The organism is Pseudonocardia sp. DxW (genome assembly GCF_058448985.1).
In genome coordinates, this window is record NZ_JBZFLK010000005.1 from 108,814 (window position 1) to 128,082 (window position 19,269).

Below are 19,269 nucleotides of genomic sequence, written 5' to 3' on the forward strand. Positions count from 1 at the left end.
GATGAGCACACCCGTCATCGATCGCCCGGGGACACCCGGCACCCGGCCACGTCCGCAGACCCGCCGGGCGGCGGCGCCGCCCCGGATCCCGGCACAGCGCGGTCCGGGGGAGAACCGGCGGGCCCAGGAGCAGCGCCGCACCCGCGCCGTGGCCAGGGAGAACACCGGCCGCGCGAAGTTCGTGCTGGTCGTGATGGTGCTGCTGGCGGTCGGCCTGATCGCCACGCTGTGGCTGTCCACCGCGGCGGCCGCCGACTCCTACCGGCTGCAGGAGGCGCGGCAGCAGACCGCCGCGCTGACCGAGCGCTCCGAGGCCCTCCGCAAGGAGGTGACGGTGCTGCAGAGCCCCGGCTCGCTGGCCGAGCGCGCCGCCGCCCAGGGCATGGTCCCGGTGTCCGACCCGGCCCGGCTGGTCGTCGGGCCGGACGGGCAGGTCGAGGTGGTCGGCGAGCCCCGGGCCGCGGCGCCCGTCGCCCCGCCCGCCCCGCCTGCCCCGGACCCGGCCGCACCCGGCGACCCGGCCGCGCCCGCCGATCCGGCCGCACCGGAGGCGGCCCAGCCGCCGGCCGTGCCCGGCGGCGGCACCTCCGACCCGGAGGCCGAGGGCGGCGACGCGGCCGCCGCGGCCGGCGCCGACATCGACCGGCAGGAGGGAGCCGAGCGCGAGGTCCCGGCCGACGCCCGTGCGGCGGGCGGTCAGGACTGATGACCTACGCACCACCCCGGGGCCGCCGCCCCGGGTACGGCGGTGGGCCGCCCCGCGGCGGCCCGCCCCGGCGCAGGCGTTCGGCCGCCGACGACCCGCGTTTCCGGCTCCGGCTCGCCTGGGTGCTGCTCGCCGCGCTGCTGCTGGTCTCCGGCGCGAAGCTGGTGGTGGTGCAGACCGTCCAGGCCGGCTCGCTGACGGCCGACGCGGAGAAGCAGCGCGCCAGCCGGATCGTCATCCCGGCCGAGCGCGGCTCGATCACCGACCGGGACGGCAACGTCCTCGCGTTCTCCACCGAGTCGAAGGCACTCGTCACCAACCCGAGGCTGATCAACCGGACCCGGGGCGCCGAGGCCGTCGACTACAAGAACGCGATGGCCGACGCGGTCGCCGGGGTCACCGGCGGCGATCCCGAGGAGCTGCGGCGGGCGCTGGCCCGCGACCGCGGCTACATCGTGCTGGCCACCGCGGTCGACCCGGCCCCGGCCCGCGAGCTGCGCGAGCGGTTCCCGGAGATCGCCGAGGAGAGCCGGGAGGCCCGCCAGTACCCCGGCGGGAACCTCGCGTCGAACATCATCGGTGCGGCCACCTGGAGTGCCGACGCCCAGAAGCTGATCGGCCGGATCGGCCTGGAGTCCGCCGACGACGACCTGCTGGCCGGCCGGGACGGCTTCCAGATCGCCGACACCGCCGAGGGCAGCCGCACCGTCATCCCGGGCAGCGTGCGGTCCGAGCAGCCCGCCGTGTCCGGCTCCGACGTGCAGCTCACGATCGACTCGGACCTGCAGTTCCAGGTGCAGCGGATGCTGGCCGGCTACGCCGCCGAGTCCGGTGCCCGCAGCGGCTCGGCGGTCGTGCTGGACCGGGAGACCGGCGAGGTGCTGGCACTGGCCGACAACACCTCGTTCGACCCGGGGAACCTGCTGGAGGCCGACCCGGCGACGCTGGGCAACAAGGGCGTCACCACGCCGTTCGAACCCGGCTCGGTGAACAAGGTGGTCGCGATGGCGGCCGCGCTCGAGGCGGGCGTCGTGCGACCGGAGGACGTGCTGGAGGTACCCGGTCAGATCCAGGTCGCCGACCGCACCATCCGGGACGCCTGGGCGCACGGCGTCGAGCGCTACACGCTCACCGGCGTGCTGGCGAAGTCGTCGAACGTCGGCACCCTGATGACCGCCCAGAAGGTCGGCGAGGACGCGTTCTCCGACATGCTCACCCGGATGGGGGTCGGGCAGCGGACCGGCGTCGGGCTGCCCGGTGAGAGCGCGGGCTCGGTCCCGCCGCGCGCGACCTGGTCCGGCTCCACCTTCGGCAACCTGCCGATCGGGCAGGGCCTGTCGATGACCGTGCTGCAGATGGCCGGGATGTACCAGGCGATCGCGAACGACGGCCTCCGGGTGCCGCCGCGGGTGGTCGCGGCCACCGAGGGACCGGACGGCGTCCGGGTGCCCACCGAGGCGCCCGAGCCGGTGCGGGTGATGTCCCCGGAGAATGCGCAGACCCTGCGCACGATGCTCACCGCCGTCACCCAGAACGAGCGAGGGCAGGCCGGGACCGGCCCGGCAGCGGCCGTCGCCGGGTACGAGGTGGCAGGCAAGACCGGCACCGCGCAGCAGGTCGACCCGGAGACCGGCGCCTACTCGCGCTCCCAGTACTGGATCACCTTCGCCGGGATGCTCCCGGCGCAGGATCCGCGGTTCGTGGTCGGGATCATGCTCGACGCCCCCCGCGGCGGCACCAGCGCGGCACCGCTGTTCCACGACATCGCCTCCTACCTGGCCCAGCGGGACCGGATCCCGGTGCAGAGCGAGCCGCCGCGGGTGCAGACCCTGCAGCTGCCGTGAGCGCCGCCCGGGCGGCCGGGACCCGGCCGGCAGCGCCCGGCGGTCCCGGCGGCCGTCCGTCCGCCCGGCCGGCCGCGGCCGTCACGGGATGAGCGGGACGCTGCCCGTCGACCGGCCGGATGCCTGCGCCGGACGGGCGTATCCGGCCTGCCGTCCGGGCCCGCGACGGCGCTCGTCCCGCCGTCCGGCGCGGACCGGCCCGTGAGCGGTCGCGACCCCCGGATCCGGCCGGAGGGCGACCCCCGGCGGTCGGTAACCTCCCGCGCTGTGCCCGACGTCCACGCTGCGTACGCCTCCCCGGCCGGGAACGTCGACACCGGGATCCCGTCGATGAGCGGGCACCCCGGTTCGCTCCCGGACCGCCCGGCGACGGTGCGCCCGGTCGACGTCGCCCTGCTCGGGCGGCTGGCCGGAGCCGAGCTCAACCCGCGCACCGCCGGAGCTGGCCCCGGCCCGCTGCTCGACGCCGCGGCCGACCCGCACACTGTCACCGGGGTGACGCTGCGCGCCGCGTCGGTGCGGCCCGGCGACCTGTTCGCCGCGCTGCCGGGCGCGCGGGCGCACGGCGCCGACTTCGCCGCGCAGGCGATCGCGGCGGGCGCCGCCGCCGTCCTGACCGATCCGGCGGGCGCCGACCGGCCCGAGATCCGGCACTCCCGGCTGCCCGTCCTGGTGCACCCGGACCCGCGCGAGGTGCTCGGCCCGGTGTCGGCCGCCGTGTACGGCGAGCCGACCGCCCGGCTGCGGGTGCTGGGCGTCACCGGCACCTCGGGCAAGACCACCGTCGGGCACCTGCTGGAGGCCGGACTGGCCGCCGCCGGCCGGGCCAGCGGGCTGCTCGGCACCGTCCGCACCCGGGTGCGGGTGCCCGGGCACGAGCCGCGGGCGCTGCCCAGCGCCTTCACCACGCCGGAGGCCCCGGACCTGCAGGCCCTGTTCGCGGTGATGGTGGAGGCGGGCGTCACCGACGTCGCGATGGAGGTGTCCAGCCACGCGCTGGCGCTGGGCCGCGTCGGCGGCACCCGGTTCGCCGCCGGTGCCTTCACCAACCTCTCCCAGGACCACCTGGACTTCCACCCGACGATGGCCGACTACTTCGAGGCCAAGGCCCGGCTGCTCGTCGGCGGTGGAGCCGGTGTGGAGCCGGCCCGGCACGGCGTCGTCTGCATCGACGACGAGTGGGGCCGCCGGCTGGCCGCCCGACGGCCGGAGGCGGTCACCGTCAGCGCGGCCGACGACGGCCCGCACGCCACCTGGACAGTGCGCGATCTCGCCGCCCACCCGGACGGCACCCAGACCTTCACCGCGATCGGCCCCGGCGGCCTCGCCCAGCCGGTGACGCTCGCCCTGCCCGGCCGGTACAACGTGGCGAACGCGCTGGTCGCGCTGGCCTGCCTGGACGCCGACGGGATCCCGCCGCAGGTCACCGCGGAGGGCTTCGCGCAGCTGTCGGTGCCCGGCCGGATGCAGCGGGTGGACGCCGGGCAGCCGTGGCTGGCCGTGGTGGACTACGCGCACAAGCCGGCCGCCGTCGCCGCGCTGCTCGACGCGCTCCGCGCGCAGCTCAAGCCGCACGCCCGGGTGCTGACGGTGCTCGGCTGCGGCGGCGACCGGGACACCGGCAAGCGGCCGCTGATGGGGGCCGCCGCGGCGATCCGGTCCGATCTGCTGGTGATCACCGACGACAACCCGCGCAGCGAGGACCCGGCCGCGATCCGGCGGGCGATGCTCGACGGCGCGGCCCACGAGCCCGCCCGGGGGGACGTGATCGAGATCGGCGACCGGCGGAGTGCGATCGTCTACGCCGTGCGCTCGGCCCGCCCCGGCGACGCGGTGGTGATCGCCGGGAAGGGGCACGAGACGGGCCAGGAGGTGCACGGGGTCAAGTACCCGTTCGACGACGCCGACGAGCTGGTCGCCGCGATCCGGGCGGCCTCGTGACGACGTCGGGTGCCATGACAGGAGGACGGACCGAGCCGGTGGAGACGAGCGGGCGATGATCGAGATGACGCTGGCCGAGGTCGCCGCGGTGACCGGCGGCAGGCTGCACCGGCTGACCGAGGCGGATGCCGCGGCGACCACGGTGACCGCGGTCGAGTTCGACTCGCGGGTGGTCGGGCCGGGCGGGCTGTTCCTGGCGCTGCCCGGGGAGCGGGCCGACGGTCACGACTTCGCCGCCGCCGCGGCGGCCCGCGGCGCGAGCGTGCTCGCCGGCCGCGAGGTCGACGCGCCCGCCGTCGTCGTGCCGCCCGCCGCCGCCCGCGACGCGCACACCTACCTGGGCGCGGTCGACCCGGACGGGCACGGCGCGGCGGTGCTCGCCGGGCTCGGAAGGCTCGCCCGGCACGTGCTCGGCGCGCTGCCCGGGCTCGCCGTCGTCGGGGTCACCGGCAGCGCCGGGAAGACCTCCACCAAGGACCTCATCGCGGCGGTGCTGGCGCCGCTGGGCCGCACCGTCGCCCCGCCGGAGTCGTTCAACAACGAGCTCGGCACCCCGTGGACCGCGCTGCGCGCCGACGCCGCGACCCGGCACCTGGTTCTGGAGTTCTCGGCCCGCGGCACCGGGCACATCGCCGCGCTCTGCGCGGTCGCCCCGCCCCGGATCGGGGTGGTGCTCAACGTCGGATCCGCGCACCTGGGCGAGTTCGGCTCGCGGGCCGGGATCGCCCGGGCGAAGGGCGAGCTGGTCGAGGCGCTGCCGCCGGGCGACCTGCCGGGTGACCGCGGCGGCGTCGCCGTGCTGAACGCCGACGACGACGCGGTCGCCGCGATGCGCGACCGCACCTCCGCCCGGGTGGTGCTGTTCGGCCGCTCCGCGGCCGCGGACGTGCGGGCCGAGCAGGTCGTCCTGGACGCCGGGCGGGCGTCGTTCCGGCTGGTCACCCCGGCCGGGTCGGCGCAGGTCCGGCTGCAGCTGGTCGGCGGGCACCAGGTCGCCAACGCGCTGGCCGCGGCGGCCGTCGCGCTGGAGCTTGGCGGTACCCCGGAGCAGGCCGCCGCCGCGCTGTCGGCGGCCACCCCGGCGTCGCGCTGGCGGATGGAGGTCACCGACCGGGCCGACGGCGTCACCGTCGTCAACGACGCCTACAACGCCAACCCGGAGGCGATGGCCGCCGCGATCTCCGCGCTGACCTCGATCGCCGGGACCGACCGCCGGGCCTGGGCGGTGCTCGGCCCGATGGCCGAGATCGGCGACGGCGCGGCCGGGGAGCACGCCGCGGCGGCCCGGCGCGCCCGGGACACCGGCGTGCGCCGGGTGGTCGCGGTCGGCGCCCCCGACTACGGCCCGGACGCCGAGCACGTCGACGACGTCGGGGCCGCGCTGGCCCTGCTGCGCGCCGAGATCGAGCCCGGCGACGTGGTGCTGGTGAAGGCGTCCCGCAGCGCCGGGCTGGAGCGGGTCGCCGCCGGGTTGCTGGCGACCGACGGGCTGGTGCGCCGGTGAGGGGCGTCTTCCTGGCCGCGGGCCTCGCGCTCGCGGTGTCCATCCTGCTGACCCCGTACCTGATCCGGTTCTTCGCCAAGCAGGGCTTCGGCCAGGAGATCCGCGAGGACGGCCCGCAGAGCCACCAGTCCAAGCGCGGCACGCCGACGATGGGCGGCGTCGCGATCCTGATCGCCATCTGGGTCGGCTACCTGGGCTCGCACGCCTTCACCCGGGAACCGATCACCGCGTCCGCGCTGCTGGTGCTGTTCCTGACCACCGCGCTGGGCCTGGTCGGGTTCATCGACGACTTCCTCAAGATCCGCCGCCAGCGCAACCTCGGCCTCAACAAGACGTCGAAGATCGTCGGACAGGTCCTCACCGCGACGATCTTCGGCATCCTGGCCGTCCGGTTCGCCAACGAGCGGAACCTGACCCCGGCCTCGGAGAGCCTGTCGTTCGTCCGGGACATCACCGTGCTGAGCTTCGGCGTGGTCGGGTTCGTGCTGCTGTGCAACCTGATCGTCGCAGCCTGGTCGAACGCGGTGAACCTGACCGACGGGCTGGACGGCCTGGCCGCGGGCACCGCCGCGATGGTGCTCGGCACCTACGTGATCATCGCCTTCTGGCAGTTCCGCAACAGCTGCGCGATCGCCGCGTCCGCAGGCTGCTACGAGGTGCGCGACCCGCTCGACGTCGGCCTGGTCGCCGCGGCCGCGATGGGCGGCTGCATCGGCTTCCTCTGGTGGAACGCCGCACCGGCCCGGATCTTCATGGGCGACACCGGCTCGCTGGCGCTGGGCGGGCTGCTCGCCGGGCTGTCCATCGTGACCCGCACCGAGCTGCTGCTGGTCGTCATCGGTGGGGTGTTCGTGGTCGAGGCGCTGTCTGTGTCGCTGCAGATCCTGGTGTTCCGAACCTCGCGCCGGCGGCTGTTCCGGATGGCGCCGTTCCACCACCACTTCGAGCTGGCCGGCTGGGCCGAGACGACCGTCATCATCCGGTTCTGGCTGCTCGCCGCGATCTGCGCGGCGATGGGGCTGGGGATCTTCTACAGCGAGTGGCTCGCCGCATCGGGTTCGGCGTGAGCGAGCCGGCGGCCGGCGGTCCGGTGCTCGTCGCCGGGGCCGGCGTGTCCGGGCTGGCCGCCGCGGTGGCGCTGCGCGACGCCGGTTCCCCGGTGTTCGTCTCCGACGACCGCCCCGCGGCGCTGGCCGGGCTGCCCGACGGCGTGCGCGCCTGGGCCGGGCCCGGCCTGCCGGACGGCGTGCGCATCGTGGTCACCTCACCCGGCCGGCGCCCGGACCACCCGCTGGTCGCCGAGGCCGCCGCGGCCGGCGCCGAGGTGATCGGCGAGCCGGAGCTGGCCTGGCGGCTCGGCGAGCTGACCGGCAAGCCGCCGGCCTGGCTGGTGGTCACCGGCACCAACGGCAAGACGACCACCACCGAGATGCTCGCCGCCGTCCTGCACACCGCCGGGCTGGACGCGGTCGCCTGCGGCAACATCGGCTATCCCGTGGTGAGCGCGGTCGCCGCGGGCCACGAGGTGCTCGCCGTCGAGCTGTCCAGCTTCCAACTGCACTGGTCGCCGTCGGTCCGCCCGCTGGCCGGGGTGGTGCTGAACGTCGCCGAGGACCATCTCGACTGGCACGGCGGGGCGGCCGGCTACGCCGCGGCGAAGGCCGTCGCGCTGGTCGGGGACGTCGCCGTCGCCGGGGTGGACGATCCGGTGGCCGCCCGGCTGCTGGCCGCCGCACCGGCGGCCCGCCGGATCGGGGTGACCCTCGACGAGCCGGGCCCCGACCAGCTGGGCGTGTCCGGCGGGATGCTGGTCGATCGCGCGTTCGGCGGCGGGGAGCTGGTCGCCGCCGACGCCGTCGTGCCGCCCGGCCCGCCCGGGATCACCGACGCGCTCGCCGCGGCCGCGCTGGCCAGGGCCTACGGGGTCGGCACCGGGCCGATCGGGCGGGCGCTCGCGTCGTTCACCCCGGGCCCGCACCGCAGTGCCCCGGTCGGGACGCACGCCGGGGTCGACTACCTCGACGACTCGAAGGCCACCAACCCGCACGCGGCCGCGGCGGCGCTGGCCGCGATCGCCGCCCGCCGCCCGGGCGCGCGCACGGTCTGGGTGGTCGGCGGGCTGCTCAAGGGGGTCGCACCGGACGCGCTCGGCGAGCTCGCCGCGGCGCGGGCGGCGCAGCTGGCCGGGATCGTCGTGATCGGGACGGACCGGGCGCCGATCGTCGAGACCCTTGCGCGACACACCCCTGATCTCCCGGTCGTGGAGGTCGGACAGCGTCACGATGGGGTCATGGTGCCCTCCGACCAGCCGGATCCGATGCCCGAGGCGGTCCGGCGGGCGGCCGCGATCGCCCGTCCGGGCGACGTCGTGCTGCTCGCTCCGGCAGCAGCCTCGATGGACCAGTTCCGCGACTACGCGCACCGCGGTGCGGCGTTCGCGGCGGCCGTCGCCGCGCTGGACGGTGGCCGGTGAGCCCGGCGGTACCGCGCTCCGGGCCGCGCCGGACCGCGGGCGCGGCCCTGGTCAGCGGGATCCGCGGCGGCTCGCGCCGGTTGCGGCGCTGGCTGCGCCGCCCGCTCACCTCGCTGCACCTGATCCTCGGCGTCTTCGGCCTGCTCACGCTGTTCGGCCTGGTCATGGTGCTGTCGGCGTCCGCGGTGTCGGCCGGCGGCTCGTCGTACTCGGTGTTCACCCGGCAGCTCATGTTCTGCGCGGTCGGCCTGGTGCTGTTCTACGTCGGCCTGCGGGTCCGGCCGGCGACGCTGCGCTCGGCCGCGCCGGTGCTGCTGATCGTCGGCATCCTCGCGCTGGTCGCGGTGCTGATCCCGGGGATCGGCGTGGTCCGCGGCGGCGCCCGCTCCTGGTTCGCGATCGGGCCGGTGTCGCTGCAGCCGTCCGAGGCCATCAAGATCGCGCTGACGCTGTGGGGTGCGCACGTGCTGGTCGCCCGGCGGGCGGTGATGCACCGCTGGAAGCACGCGCTGAACCCGGTCGTCCCGGTCACCCTGCTGGTCTTCACGCTGCTCGTGCTGCAGCCCGACCTGGGCATGACCATCTCGATCGGCATCGTGATGCTGGCGCTGCTCTACTTCGGCGGCGCCCCGGTCAAGCTGCTCGCGCTGATCGCCGGCGGCGGGCTGGCCGGCGCGGTGATCCTCGGGCTGACCGCGGGCTACCGGGCGAGCCGGATCACCGCGTTCCTCTCACCGGCCACCGCCGATCCGCTGGGCCCCGCCTACCAGGCGACGCAGGCGCTCTACGCGCTCGCCGACGGCAGGCTGCTCGGGGTCGGCCTCGGCCAGGGCCGGGCCAAGTGGGACTACCTGCCGAACGCGCACAACGACTTCATCTTCGCGATCATCGGCGAGGAGCTCGGCCTGGTCGGCGCGTTCGCGGTGCTGGCACTGTTCGCGACCCTGGCCTACACCGGGATGCGGATCGCGGCCCGCAACACCGACCCGTGGCTGCGGATCGTCGTGGCCACCTCGACCACCGGCCTGGTGGTCCAGGCCGCCATCAACATCGGATACGTCGTGGGGCTGCTCCCGGTGACCGGGCTGCAGCTGCCGCTGATCTCCTCCGGCGGGACCTCGCTGGTGGTGACCATGTTCCTGTTCGGGCTGCTCACCAACGCCGCCCGGCACGAACCGGAGGCCGTCGCGGCCCTCCGCAAGGACGGGCAGGGCCGGGTGGCGAAGCTGCTGCGGCTGCCGTTGCCGGAGCCCTACCGGGCGCCGGGGCCGTCGTCACGGTGGGCGGCACGATGAGAACGCTCCTGCGGGCCGGGAGCAGATGAAGTCGGACGACGCGAGGGGCACGAGAGCGTGACGGGCACGGATCACACCGGCGGTAACCGCGGCACCGGCGGACCCGGCGCGGGCCGGGACGGCCACGGCGCCGACCCGGCCGCCCCGGGCGCCGCCGACGGCCCGCCCCGGCGGCCGACGATGGGACGCCCGGCGCAGACCGGGCCGGTCGAGCCGGACGGAGTGCTGTTCGGACGGCCGGACGACCCGGGCCGTCCCGGTCCGTCCCGGCCGTCGCCGGGGGAGCGGCGGACCGTCCGGCTGGAGGTGTCCGGCCCCGAGCGGCGGACCGGCGCCGGCGCGCCCGGCCCGGAACCCGCCGGTCCGACGGCGGCGTTCGAGATCGTCCCGGACGCACCGGAGGCGACCGGGTCCCGGCCGGACGGGGGCGCGGGGGAGCCCGGTGGCCCGGCCGCGCCGCCCGCCGGTGGACCCGCCCCGATGGGCCCGGGCGCCCGGGAGGGGTTCGCCGCCCCGGGTACCGGCTCCCCGCAGGCGGAGCCCGGGTCCGCGGACCCGGTGGCGCCCGCAGGTGGGCAGGCGGCCGAGGGTTCCGCATCCGGCGCCGCCGAGGGTCCGGCCCACGATTCCGCCGGGAGTGCCGCGTCCGGGGGCGCTGCAGGCGCGGCGCCCGAGCGTGCCGCGGGCTCGGCGTCCGGCGTCGGTTCGGGCAGTGGGTCGGGCACCGTTGGGGACTCCGTCTCGGGCACTGCCGCGGGCGCTGCGTCCGAACCAGCCACAGGCTCCGCTCCGGGTCCTGCGTCCGGCTCCGCCGCGGGCGCTGATCCGGGCGGTGTCGCTGGTTCTGCTGATGGCACTGCCGCGGGCGCTGCTGATGGCACTGCCGCGGGCGCTGCTTCGGGCACCGCGTCCGATGCTGCGGGCACCGCTTCTGGCTCGGCTCCCGGTTCTGCTCCGGGGACTGCGTCCGGCTCCGCTCACGGGTCTGCTCCGGGTACCGCCGCCGGCTCCGGTTCGGGTGCCGCGTCGGGCGGGCCGGGGACGCAGCCGCCGGACACCGGGGGCGTCCGCGGCCCCAGCCGGCTGCCCTCCACCGGATGGGACCCGCACACCCACGGCGGCCGGCCGCCGTTCAGGCCGGGCCAGGGGGAGGCCCCCGGCCCGGGTGGCCGGGCCAACGGGAGCCCGCGCAACGGCGTCCCGCGCAACGGCGCCGCCCGCGCCGACGAGCCGGAGCGGCCGGACGGCGCGCGCCCGCCGCGCGGCGACGCCGGGCAGCGGCCCGGCCCCCACCGGCCCGGGCCGACCCCGCCCGGTGCGATGCCGCCCGGCGGACTGTTCACGCCGGCCGGACCGCGTGCCCGCGGACCGGAGCGTCCCGGCGCCGGCCGCACCGGAGCGCAGGGACCCGGTGCCCCCGGCGGTCCGGGTGCCGCCGGTGCCCCCGGCCGGGCACCGGGGACACCCGGCAACCGGAACCCGGGACAGCACCCTGCCCAGAATCCCGGGAACGGTCCCGCGTCCCGTACCGACGACCCGGTCGCGACCCCGCCGAGCGGTGCGCCGCAGGACGCCGGCACCCCGCCGGCGGGTAACCCGGTTCCCGGCGGCCGCGACGTCGCCGGGTCGTCCGCGGGCGACCAGCACGGCGCGGGACGCCCCGGCAACGGCACCGGCAACGGGCCGTCCCGCCCGGGCCGGCCGAGCGGCGTCTCCGGGACCGGCCCGCAGAGCGGTGCCGCGCTGTCCGCGTCCGGTCCGCGCGGCGCCGTCCCGTCGGCCGGCCCGGGACCCGGGGCCCGCCCGGGCGGGCAGCAGCCGCCGTCCGGTGGCCCGGTGGGGCACCGTCCGGGCGGCCCGGCGCAGCCCGGCCGGTCGGCCGGGATGCCGCAGTCCTTCGACGGTGCGGCACGGCGTGGCGGCCCGCAGCCCCCCGGCGGCCCGCAGCCGCCCGGTGCCCTGCCGTCGCCGGGCGGCCAGCGGCCCGGCGGCGCGCAGCCGCCGTTCGGCGGGCGGCCGGGCGGTGCTCCGAACCGCCCCGATGCCGGCCAGCCCCAGCAGGGCCCGTCCGGCGCCGGGCAGCCGCCGCAGGGCCCGCCCGGTGCCGGGCGGACCGACCCGGGCCGTGCATCGGAGCCGGGCCGTTTCGTCCAGCACCCGGGCCAGGGCGTCGCGCCCGGTCTCCCGGACCAGCCGGTCCACCCTGCCCAGCTCGGCCAGGCCCCGGCGGACGGTGGCCCGGGCCAGCCGGTGTTCCCGACCCGGCCCGACGCCCGCCCGGCGGCGGGACAGCCCGCGGGCCTCGCCGAGCCCGGCACCCCCGGCGCACCGGGCAGCCCGGCCGGTCCGGGTCATCCCGGCGGTCCGGGGAACCCCGCGGCTCCGGGCAACCCCGGCCCCGCAGCCCCCGGCGGCGGTCACCCCGGCAACCCGGGGCACCCCGGCAACCCCGGAAGTCCGGGCAACCCGGGCAACCCGGGCAACCCGGGCAACGCCGGCGGCCCCGAGGGCACCCGTGCCTTCCCGCCCGCCACCACCCGTCCCGCCGGTGAGCAGCTCCCGCCCCCGGCGCCCGGCGCGCTGTCCGTGGTCGTCGCCGGCGGCGGCTCCGCCGGGCACATCGAGCCGGCGCTGGCCGTCGCCGACGCGATCCGCAGGCTCGTCCCCGGCGCCCGGGTCACCGCGCTCGGCACCGAGAAGGGACTGGACACCCAGCTCATCCCGGCCCGCGGCTACCCGCTCGAGCTGATCCCGCCGGTGCCGCTGCCCCGCAAGCCCACCGCCGACCTGCTGAAGCTGCCCGGCAACGTCCGGGGCGCCGTCCGCCGGGTCCGCGAGGTGCTGGACGCGGTGCAGGCCGACGTCGTCGTCGGCTTCGGCGGGTTCGTCTCGCTGCCCGCCTACCTCGGCGCCCGCGGCCGGGTGCCGATCGTCGTGCACGAGGCGAACGCGCGCGCCGGGCTGGCGAACAAGGTCGGTGCCCGGTTCGCCGCCGCCGTCGCCACCGCCGTACCCGGCACCGGGCTGGCACACGAGCAGGTCGTCGGCATGCCGCTGCGCCGTTCGATCACCACGCTCGACCGCGCCGCGCTGCGGCCCGAGGCACGTACCTACTTCAACGTGCCGCCGCACGCCCCGCTGCTGCTGGTCTTCGGCGGCTCACAGGGCGCCCGCACGCTCAACGACGCCATCGCCGAGTCGCTGCCCGCCTTCACCGAACGCGGGATCTCGGTGCTGCACGCCTACGGGCGCAACGGGACCCCGGCCGATCCGCGGCCCGGCTACTTCCCGACGCCCTACATCGAGCGGATGGACCTGGCCTACGCTGCGGCCGACGTCGTCCTCGGCCGGTCCGGGATGACGACGGTCGCCGAGCTGACCGCGGTCGGGCTGCCCGCCGTGTACGTCCCGCTCCCGCACGGCAACGGGGAACAGGCGCTCAACGCCCGCCCGGTCGTCCAGGCCGGCGGCGGCAAGCTGGTGCCCGACGAGGAGATGAACGGCGCGCGCGCCGTCGACGAGCTGATGCCGATGCTCACCGACCCGGACCTGGCGCTCGCCATGGGCCGCCGGGCCAGGGCGGCCGGCCACGGCGAGGCCGACGAGAAGCTCGCCCGGATCGTGATGGAGGTGGCCCGCCGGTGAACACCCCGAGCCCGCTCGGAACGCACGTGCACCTGATCGGCATCGGGGGTGCCGGGATGAGCGGCATCGCCCGCATCCTGCTGGCCCGCGGGACGGCGGTGTCCGGCTCCGACGCCCGCGAGTCCCGCACCGTCACCGCGCTGCGCGCGCTCGGTGCGCGGGTCGAGGTCGGCCACGACGCCGCCCACCTGCGGCACGACGGCGAGGACGCACCGACGGTCGTCGTCTCCACCGCCATCCGGGAGACCAATCCCGAGCTCGCCGCCGCGCGCGAGCAGGGACTGCCCGTCGTGCACCGGGCGGTCGCGCTCGCGGCGCTCACCGAGGGCCGCAGGCTGATCGCGATCGCCGGGACCCACGGCAAGACGTCGACGACGTCGATGGTCACCGTCGCGCTGCAGCACTCCGGCGCCGATCCGTCCTTCGCGATCGGTGGTGACCTGTCGATCTCCGGCAGCGGCGCGCACCACGGGAGCGGCGAGGTGTTCGTCGTCGAGGCCGACGAGAGCGACGGCTCCTTCACCGCGTTCGCACCGTCGGTCGCGGTCGTCACCAACGTCGAGCCGGACCACCTGGACCACCACGGCGACGCGCAGACCTACTACGCGGTGTTCGAGCGGTTCCTCGACCGGCTGGTGCCCGGCGCCGTGCTGGTCACCTGCGCCGACGACCCCGGCGCCGAGACGGTCGCCGCCGCCGCCGAGCGGGCCGGGATCCGGGTGCTGCGCTACGGCCGGTCCGCACCGGGGGCGCTGGACGCCCGGCTGCTCGACTTCACCCCCGACGGCACCGGCTCGCGGTCGCTGTTCCGGCACGCCGGCGCCGAACGGGAGCTGCGGCTGAGCGTGCCCGGCGAGCACATGGCGCTCAACGCGCTCGGCGCCTACCTGGCCGCGGGGGAGACCGGTGCCGACCCGGAGACCCTGCTCGACGGGCTCGCCGGGTTCGGCGGGGTGCAGCGCCGGTACGAGTTCAAGGGCCGGGTCCGCGGCGTCTCCGTCTACGACGACTACGCCCACCACCCCACCGAGGTCGCGGCGACCCTGCGCGCCGCCCGCGAGTCCGCACCGACCGTGCACGGCAGGCGCGGCCGGGTGCTCGTCGCCTTCCAGCCGCACCTCTACTCCCGGACCCGGCTGTTCGCGCGTGAGTTCGGCGAGTCGCTGTCGCTCGCGGACGAGGTCGTGGTGCTCGACGTCTACGGTGCCCGGGAGGACCCCGAACCCGGGGTCGGTCCGGCACTGATCACCGACGAGGTGCGGCTGCCCGCCGAGCGGGTGCACCGCGCCCCGTCGTGGGAGCAGACGCCGGCGGCCGTCGCCGCGCTCGCCGTCGACGGCGACACCGTGATCACGATGGGGGCCGGGGACGTCACGGCGCTCGGCCCGGAGATCCTGCGCGAGCTCGCCGGGGGCGACCGGGAATGACCGGATGCCGGGCGCACCCGGCACCGACGACCGCCGAGGGGGCGCGATGAGCAGGGGCGACGAGACCGGCGCACGCACCGGGCCCGGCGGCACCGCACGTCGCACCCCGGAGCAGGAACGGCAGGCGGCCGAGCGGGCCCGCCGGATCCGGGAACGCCGCGCGGCCGAGCGGTCCGCAGGCTCGGCGGACACCGGGGAGACCGGGCGGCCGCGCCGGGCCGACCGGGCCGGCGAGCGGGACCCGGCGCGCCCGGCCACCGCCGTGCAGACCGACGACGACGCCGCCACCCCGGACGCCGCCGGGACCCGCGACCCGGGCCGCGCCGGCCGGGGGACGGCTGACCGTGCCGCCCCCCGGGACACCGGCGGGACGGCCCGCGAACGGACCGCGGCACGGACCGCGGCACGGACGACCGCGCGGGAGCGCGCCGCCGACCCGCGGCACCGCCGCCGGCGCCTGGTCGCGCTGGCCGCCACCGTGCTGGTGGTGCTGATCGGGCTCTCCGCCGCGGTCTGGTGGGCGCTCGGCAGCTTCGGGCCGCCGGTGTCCGCGGTCGAGGTGACCGGCACCCGGCAGATCCCGGTGCACGACGTCGAGGCCGCCGCCGACGTCGGCACCGGTGTCCCGCTCGCCGCGGTCGACACCGGCGCCGTCGCCGCGCGGGTGTCGGCGATCCCCGGCGTCGCGAGCGTCGACGTCGGCCGGATCTGGCCGGACACCCTGTCGGTGACCGTGACCGAACGCACCCCGGCCGCGCTCGTCGAGACCCCGGACGGGCTGCAGCTCGTCGACGTGACCGGCTTCGTCTACCGGGAGGCACCGCCGGACCTGCGGCTGCCCCGGCTGCAGCTGCCGTCCGTCGGCCCGGAGGACCCGGCGACCCTGGCCGCCGTCGGCGCCCTGCGCGCCCTCCCGGAACCGGTGCGCGATCAGGTGGAGACGCTGTCCCTCGGGGCCGGCGGGAGCACCTTCGAGCTGGGACTGACCGAGGGCAGGCGGGTGCTGTGGGGACCGTGGTCGGACACCGCCGCCACCGCGCAGCGGGCCGAGGTGCTCGGGCCGCTGCTCGAACGGGAGGGCTCGGTCTACGACGTGTCCAGCCCGGCCCTGGTCACGGTCCGCCGGTGAACCGGCCCGCGCACGAACGTGCCGCGATGCCACCCGAACGGCCCTCGCGCCACGCCCGGCCGGACCCCGGCCGCCGGGCCCGTGCGGGCCAACCTCGGCGCGATCCCTTCCGTACCGAGGGCGGGGTCGGCGTAGGGTCACCGGCCGGCGACTGAGCGCGTTTCACGTGACCGGAACGGTGAACCACCCGGGCGGGGTGTTGTCGGCGCGCGGCGCGCCTGCTGGACCCGGGCCGGGGAAGCGACCTAGCGTTTCGCCCGAAGGCCCGGGGCACCCGGAGCTGGACCGGACCCCCGAGCGACTGGAAGGTGCCGCGCATGACGCCCCCGCACAACTACCTGGCCGTGATCAAGGTCGTCGGCATCGGTGGCGGCGGCGTGAACGCCGTCAACCGCATGATCGAGGTCGGCCTCAAGGGGGTCGAGTTCATCGCGGTGAACACCGACGCCCAGGCCCTCCTGATGTCGGACGCCGACGTGAAGCTCGACATCGGCCGCGAGCTCACCCGCGGGCTCGGCGCCGGCGCGAACCCCGACGTCGGCGGCAAGGCCGCCGAGGACCACGCCGAGGAGATCGAGGAGGTCCTCAAGGGGGCCGACATGGTCTTCGTCACCGCGGGCGAGGGCGGCGGCACCGGCACCGGTGGCGCACCGGTCGTCGCCTCGATCGCCCGGAAGCTCGGAGCCCTGACGATCGGCGTCGTCACCCGCCCGTTCACCTTCGAGGGCCGCCGTCGCGCCGGTCAGGCCGAGGACGGCATCCAGGCGCTCCGCAACGAGTGCGACACCCTGATCGTCATCCCGAACGACCGGCTGCTGCAGCTCGGCGACGTCGGCGTCTCGCTGATGGACGCCTTCCGCTCCGCCGACGAGGTGCTGCTCTCCGGCGTGCAGGGGATCACCAACCTGATCACCACCCCGGGGCTGATCAACCTGGACTTCGCCGACGTCAAGTCGGTGATGTCCGGCGCGGGCTCGGCGCTGATGGGAATAGGGTCCGCGCGCGGTGAGGGCCGGGCGGTGCAGGCCGCCGAGAAGGCCATCAACTCCCCGCTGCTCGAGGCGTCGATGGACGGCGCGCAGGGCGTGCTGCTGTCCATCGCGGGCGGCTCCGACCTGGGTCTGTTCGAGATCCACGAGGCCGCGTCGCTGGTCCAGGAGGCGGCGCACCCCGAGGCCAACATCATCTTCGGCACCGTCATCGACGACTCGCTCGGCGACGAGGTGCGGGTCACCGTGATAGCGGCCGGCTTCGAGGGCGGGACCCCGACCCACAAGAAGCTGGAACCGGCCGTGTTCAGCCGCGGCACCCAGAAGGCGTCCGAGCCGGCGGCCGGCACGGGCCGGTCCCAGACCCAGACCCAGGCCCAGCAGGCTCAGCAGGCCCAGCCCGCGCAGCAGGCACCGCAGCAGAACAACCCGACCGGGTACGGCTCGGGTGCCGGCAGCGCGCAGGCCACCACGCCGGACCTGCCGGCCTCGGTGCCGTCGTCGCCGGAGCGGACCGGCGTGCTGCCGCCCGCGCAGCCCACCGCGCCCGCGCCGCGGCAGCCGGACCTGCGTGCGGAGTCCCCGGCCGGCACCGAGCACCACCCGGCGCCGTCCGCCTCCGGCAACGGTTCCGCCCCGGCGGCCCGCCCGGCCGATCCGGTCGAGGACGAGGTGGACGTCCCGCCGTTCATGCGGCGCTGACCGATGACGCAGGCCGACTCGCCGCCGGTCCGCGTCCGCCGGGTCACCACGACGAGGGCGGGCGGCCGGTCGGCCGGCCCGTTCTCCCGGTTCAATCTCTCGCTCGGCGTCGGCGACGACCCGGCGGCGGTGACCGCCAACCGGGCCCGGATCGTCCGTGAGCTGGGCCTGACCGGGCTGGTCTTCCTGCGTCAGGTGCACGGCCGCGACGTCGCCGTCCTCCGGGAGGCGCCGCGGGCCCGCCCGGGCACTGGCGGGGTCGTGCCGGACGTGCCCGATGTGGACGCCGTCGTCACCGACGTCCCGCTGCTCGGCGTCGCGGTCCTGGCCGCGGACTGCGTCCCGGTGCTGCTCGGCGACCCGGTCGCCGGGGTGGTCGGGGCGGCACACGCCGGCCGGGTGGGTGCCGCGTCCGGCGTGCTCGACGCGGTGATCGACCGGATGACCGGGCTCGGGGCCGCCGTCGAGCGGCTCGAGGTGCTGCTCGGGCCCGCGGTGTGCGGCCGGTGCTACGAGGTGCCGCCCGCGATGCGCGACGAGGTGGAGGCCGCGCTGCCCGGCAGCGCGTCGACCACCCGGACCGGCACCGCCGGGCTGGACCTGCGGGCCGGCCTGGCCCGCAGGCTTGCCGATCTCGGCGTGACCCGGGTCGGCACCGACCCGCGCTGCACCATCGAGGATCCCGACCTGTTCAGCCACCGCCGGGAAGGCCGGTGCGGCCGGCAGGCCGCGATCACCTGGCTCGACCCGCGTGACGTGCGCGACCCTCGCAGCACCACCGCCCGCGCGGCACGATGATCGGCGTGGCCGATCCCGACACCCCCGAACGCACCGCCGAGCTGACCGAACGCCTCGCCGCGGTCCGCGGCCGCCTCGCGGCGGCCTGCCGGTCCGCCGGCCGTGATCCGGCCGAGGTCTCCCTGCTCGCGGTGACCAAGACGGTGCCCCCGGCCGACGTCGCGACCCTGATCGACCTCGGGCTCACCGAGTTCGCCGAGAACCGGGCCCAGGAGCTGGCGGCCAAGGTCGCCGACGTCGCGGCCGCCCGGCCCGGCGTGGAGCCGCGATGGCACTTCGTCGGCGGCCTGCAGCGGAACAAGGTGCGCACGGTGCTCCCGTGGGTGACCTGCATCCAGTCCGTCGACTCGCCCCGGCTGGCCCGGGCGATCGACCGCGAGGTCGGCCGGCTGCGCGGGAGCGGGGAGCGGGACGCCCCGCTGCCGGTGCTCGTCCAGTACAGCGTGGACGGTGATCCGGCCCGCGGCGGCGTGTCCGACGACGGGCTCGACGAGCTGGCCGACCTGGTCGCGGAGCTGCCCGGCCTGGAGCTCGCCGGCCTGATGGCGGTCGCGCCGCTCGGCCGGGAGCCCGGTGCGTCGTTCGCCGCGATCGCCGCCGCCGCCGGCCGGGTCCGGGAGCGGCATCCGGCGGCCCGCACCCTGTCCGCCGGGATGAGCGGGGACCTGGAGATCGCGGTCGATCACGGTTCGACAGTGGTGCGTGTCGGTACGGCCCTTGTGGGGGACCGGCGGATAACCTCGGAGTAATCGCTGGTCGGTGCGGGTACGAGGCCATCGGCGAGACCGTCGCCAGAACGCGGGTGCGCGCGCGAGG

Annotated in this window: 13 protein-coding genes; all 13 read left to right on the forward strand. The window is 77.0% G+C overall.

Annotation, left to right across the window (positions count from 1 at the left end; genetic code table 11):
- Nucleotide 1 precedes the first annotated feature (1 nt).
- The 13 genes from ftsL to ACVJO7_RS09525 all read left to right on the forward strand — a co-directional run bounded on the left by ftsL (nucleotide 2) and on the right by ACVJO7_RS09525 (nucleotide 19,202).
- Complete coding sequence (gene ftsL, locus ACVJO7_RS09465; protein ID WP_491672537.1) at nucleotides 2-706, forward strand: cell division protein FtsL; 705 nt, start codon at nucleotides 2-4, stop codon at nucleotides 704-706.
- Entirely contained in the window at nucleotides 706-2,550 is a 1,845-nt protein-coding gene (locus ACVJO7_RS09470) for a peptidoglycan D,D-transpeptidase FtsI family protein (RefSeq protein ID WP_491672538.1), read from the forward strand. The genes ftsL and ACVJO7_RS09470 overlap by 1 nt, the downstream gene beginning before the upstream one ends.
- Nucleotides 2,551-2,880: 330 nt before the next feature.
- Nucleotides 2,881-4,491, forward strand: a complete 1,611-nt coding sequence (locus tag ACVJO7_RS09475; RefSeq protein WP_491672705.1) for a UDP-N-acetylmuramoyl-L-alanyl-D-glutamate--2,6-diaminopimelate ligase — start codon at nucleotides 2,881-2,883, stop codon at nucleotides 4,489-4,491.
- Between the two features lie 55 nt (nucleotides 4,492-4,546).
- Nucleotides 4,547-5,995, forward strand: a complete 1,449-nt coding sequence (locus ACVJO7_RS09480; RefSeq protein ID WP_491672539.1) for a UDP-N-acetylmuramoyl-tripeptide--D-alanyl-D-alanine ligase — start codon at nucleotides 4,547-4,549, stop codon at nucleotides 5,993-5,995.
- A complete protein-coding gene (gene mraY / locus ACVJO7_RS09485) occupies nucleotides 5,992-7,062 on the forward strand; it encodes a phospho-N-acetylmuramoyl-pentapeptide-transferase (RefSeq protein WP_344018828.1) in 1,071 nt (356 codons plus the stop codon). The genes ACVJO7_RS09480 and mraY overlap by 4 nt, the downstream gene beginning before the upstream one ends.
- Nucleotides 7,059-8,468, forward strand: a complete 1,410-nt coding sequence (murD, locus tag ACVJO7_RS09490) for a UDP-N-acetylmuramoyl-L-alanine--D-glutamate ligase (protein ID WP_491672540.1) — start codon at nucleotides 7,059-7,061, stop codon at nucleotides 8,466-8,468. Before mraY ends, murD begins: the two co-directional genes overlap by 4 nt.
- The gene (gene ftsW, locus ACVJO7_RS09495; RefSeq protein WP_491672541.1) at nucleotides 8,465-9,763 is read left to right on the forward strand and encodes a putative lipid II flippase FtsW; all 1,299 of its coding nucleotides are present in this window, start codon (nucleotides 8,465-8,467) and stop codon (nucleotides 9,761-9,763) included. The genes murD and ftsW overlap by 4 nt, the downstream gene beginning before the upstream one ends.
- 2,580 nt (nucleotides 9,764-12,343) lie before the next feature.
- A complete protein-coding gene (locus ACVJO7_RS09500) occupies nucleotides 12,344-13,408 on the forward strand; it encodes a UDP-N-acetylglucosamine--N-acetylmuramyl-(pentapeptide) pyrophosphoryl-undecaprenol N-acetylglucosamine transferase (RefSeq protein ID WP_344019341.1) in 1,065 nt (354 codons plus the stop codon).
- Nucleotides 13,409-13,464: 56 nt separating this feature from the next.
- Nucleotides 13,465-14,835: a UDP-N-acetylmuramate--L-alanine ligase gene (gene murC / locus ACVJO7_RS09505; protein ID WP_425563585.1), complete on the forward strand. Its 1,371-nt coding sequence runs from the start codon at nucleotides 13,465-13,467 to the stop codon at nucleotides 14,833-14,835.
- A gap of 46 nt (nucleotides 14,836-14,881) precedes the next feature.
- Nucleotides 14,882-15,964 (forward strand): cell division protein FtsQ/DivIB, encoded by a 1,083-nt coding sequence (locus tag ACVJO7_RS09510; protein ID WP_491672542.1) that lies wholly within the window; start codon nucleotides 14,882-14,884, stop codon nucleotides 15,962-15,964.
- 317 nt (nucleotides 15,965-16,281) lie between these two features.
- Nucleotides 16,282-17,655, forward strand: a complete 1,374-nt coding sequence (gene ftsZ / locus ACVJO7_RS09515) for a cell division protein FtsZ (RefSeq protein WP_491672543.1) — start codon at nucleotides 16,282-16,284, stop codon at nucleotides 17,653-17,655.
- 3 nt (nucleotides 17,656-17,658) lie between these two features.
- Nucleotides 17,659-18,453: a peptidoglycan editing factor PgeF gene (gene pgeF / locus ACVJO7_RS09520; RefSeq protein ID WP_491672544.1), complete on the forward strand. Its 795-nt coding sequence runs from the start codon at nucleotides 17,659-17,661 to the stop codon at nucleotides 18,451-18,453.
- Nucleotides 18,450-19,202 carry a YggS family pyridoxal phosphate-dependent enzyme gene (locus tag ACVJO7_RS09525; protein ID WP_491672545.1) on the forward strand — a complete coding sequence of 251 codons (753 nt, stop codon included), beginning with the start codon at nucleotides 18,450-18,452 and terminating at the stop codon, nucleotides 19,200-19,202. Before pgeF ends, ACVJO7_RS09525 begins: the two co-directional genes overlap by 4 nt.
- The last annotated feature ends 67 nt before the right edge of the window (nucleotides 19,203-19,269 follow it).